The sequence below is a fragment of the uncultured Nostoc sp. genome, from assembly GCF_964245575.1.
Lineage (GTDB): Bacteria > Cyanobacteriota > Cyanobacteriia > Cyanobacteriales > Nostocaceae > Nostoc.
In genome coordinates this window covers 1-2,713 of record NZ_CAXTNP010000416.1, presented here as the reverse complement: position 1 = coordinate 2,713, position 2,713 = coordinate 1, and the positions used below count along the sequence as shown (strand labels likewise).

The window sequence follows — 2,713 nt, the reverse complement described above, 5'->3', positions numbered from 1 at the left end:
GCCTCTGTACAGGAGTTATGAGTAGAGACGCGATTCATCGCGTCTGTAGAGACGCGATTCATAACGCAAAATTAGTACACAAGCCCAGCAATATCTCCTCTGCTCCCTCATCCCATAGATTTGAAGCCCTTGCAATGTTTCATCCCAGAGTTAGACGCAGGTGGTTTTCATGTTTATATACTATTAAGCGGGAAATGTGCCTCAGAAAACCGGATACTGAAGAAAAATATGAGGTCGTGACCTAGCTAAAGTTCTGGGATTCGTGATCATGTATGAACTAGTTCAGGCTGTCTTCAACGGTGATGAAAAAACTGCTCTACGTCAGTTGATTTATGCGTTGAGTGCTTCAGGTAAGCGTTACTTCCTAAGAAATGAAATTTTACAAGCTTTTGCCGATTACTGTCATCAATCCCAAAAGCCAGCCTATTTTTACTACTCTTCTTCTGTTGGCAAACTGATACAGTACACTCATGAAATAATTTTTGAAGAAGAAAATACCTGGTTCGTGGTTCGTCCCAGGATTGCTAGTCAGGAAGTTTGGAAACTGACAGCCGATTTTAATAGTTTCGAGCAGATGACGCCTCAAGGGCTGCTAGATGTGAGAGATCGCCTAGTCAACCGCTACCAACCCCACATCCTCGAAATTGACCTCCACCCGTTTTACGAAAATTCCCCAAGAATCGACGATCCCAGAAATATTGGTCAAGGTTTAGCCTTCCTCAACCGTTACCTGTGCAATCAATTGTTGACTGACCCCCAATATTGGGTAGAAATGTTATTTCAAGCATTACAGGGGCTGCAACAGGATGGGATTCGGCTACTGTTGGGCGATCGCATTCCTTCAGGTATTCACTTAGCCAAACAAATTAAGCTAGCGCTGAAATTGCTAAATGAGCTTGAGCCTGATGAACCTTATGAAAAATTCCGCTTTCCTCTCAAAGAACTCGGCTTTGAGCCGGGTTGGGGTAACACTGCGGCGCGAGTCTGTGAAACCCTAGAACTCCTCGACCGACTCATTTATTCTCCAGAACCTGGGATCTTAGAAACATTTGTGGCCCGCGTCCCCGCCATTTTTCGCGTCGTCCTGATTTCCATCCACGGCTGGGTGGGACAGGAAGATGTCTTAGGAAGAGATGAAACACTCGGTCAAGTTATCTACGTTCTTGAACAAGCCCGCAGCTTAGAAAACGAACTGCGCGAACAAATCAAACTCGCTGGCCTGGACGTGCTGGGTATAAAGCCACATGTAATTATTCTCACCCGGCTAATCCCTAACTGCGAAGGCACATTTTGCAACCTGCGCTTAGAAAAAGTTCAAGATACTGAAAATGCTTGGATATTGCGCGTTCCTTTTGGTGAATTTAATCCCGAAATTACCAACAATTGGATTTCTAAATTTGAGATTTGGCCTTATTTAGAAAACTTTGCTCTAGATGCAGAAAAAGAATTACTAGCTCAGTTCCAAGGCAAACCTCATCTTATTGTTGGTAACTACAGCGACGGTAACTTAGTAGCTTTTCTTTTATCTCGCCGCATGAAAGTTACCCAGTGCAACATTGCCCATTCTTTGGAAAAACCTAAATATCTATTTAGCAATTTATATTGGCAAGATTTAGAAGATAAATATCATTTCTCGGTACAATTTACCGCCGATTTGATTAGCATGAATGCAGCCGAATTCATCATCACATCGTCCTATCAAGAAATTGTTGGCACACCTGACACTATAGGTCAATACGAATCTTACAAATACTTTACGATGCCGCATTTGTATCATGTAGTTGATGGAATTGATTTGTTTAATCCTAAATTCAACTTAGTGCCGCCGGGAGTAAACGAAAAGATTTTCTTTCCCTATAGCCAAAAAGAAGACCGCTCTAACCTTCGTACACAAGTTCACGACCTACTCTTTACCCGCGAAGACTCCCAAATATTTGGTTATTTAGATCAGCCTAATAAGCGACCAATCTTTGCTGTTGCTCCCATCACTTCAATCAAAAATCTCACTGGGTTAGCTGAATGCTTTGGTCAAAGTCAGGCGTTGCAAGAGCATTGTAACTTGATTCTCTTAAGTAGTAAGCTGCATCCAGATGAAGCTACAAACCCTGAACAAGCAGAAGAAATCCAAAAACTCCACGACATAATTGAGCAATATCATCTCAATGGCAAAATTCGCTGGGTGGGGATGCGTATCCCTAGCAGCGAGCTTGGCGAAGCCTATCGGGTAATTGCAGATTCTCAGGGAATTTATGTTCACTTTGCCCACTTTGAATCCTTCGGTCGGTCTATTTTGGAAGCGATGATTTCCGGCTTGCCAAGTTTTGCTACTCAATTTGGCGGCTCTTTAGAAATTATCGAAAACCAAGAGAATGAATTTAATCTGAATCCTACAGACTTAGAAGGAACAGCAAATAAAATTTTAAACTTCCTTGAACTATGCGATACTCATCCTGAGCATTGGCACGAAGTCTCAGAATGGATGAGTCAGCGAATTCATCATAGATATAATTGGCATTTACATAGTAATCACTTACTACAGCTTGCTAAAATATTTAGTTTTTGGAACTTTGTTGCTCCAGAAAATAACGAAGCCAGAGATCGCTATATGGAAACCTTATTTCATCTCATTTATAAACCTAGAGCCGAAAAGATTTTGGAAAAACACATGAATCGATCTGCTTTGGGAATGGGGAGTGGGGAGTGGGGAGTAGGG

The 2,713-nt window shown here is 42.1% G+C and carries 1 protein-coding gene; it reads left to right on the top strand.

Annotated features, from left to right (window positions below):
* Window positions 1–268: 268 nt before the first annotated feature.
* The coding region (locus ACFFAP_RS35835) for a sucrose synthase (RefSeq protein WP_375515667.1) at window positions 269–2,713 on the top strand (2,445 nt) is incomplete at its 3' end.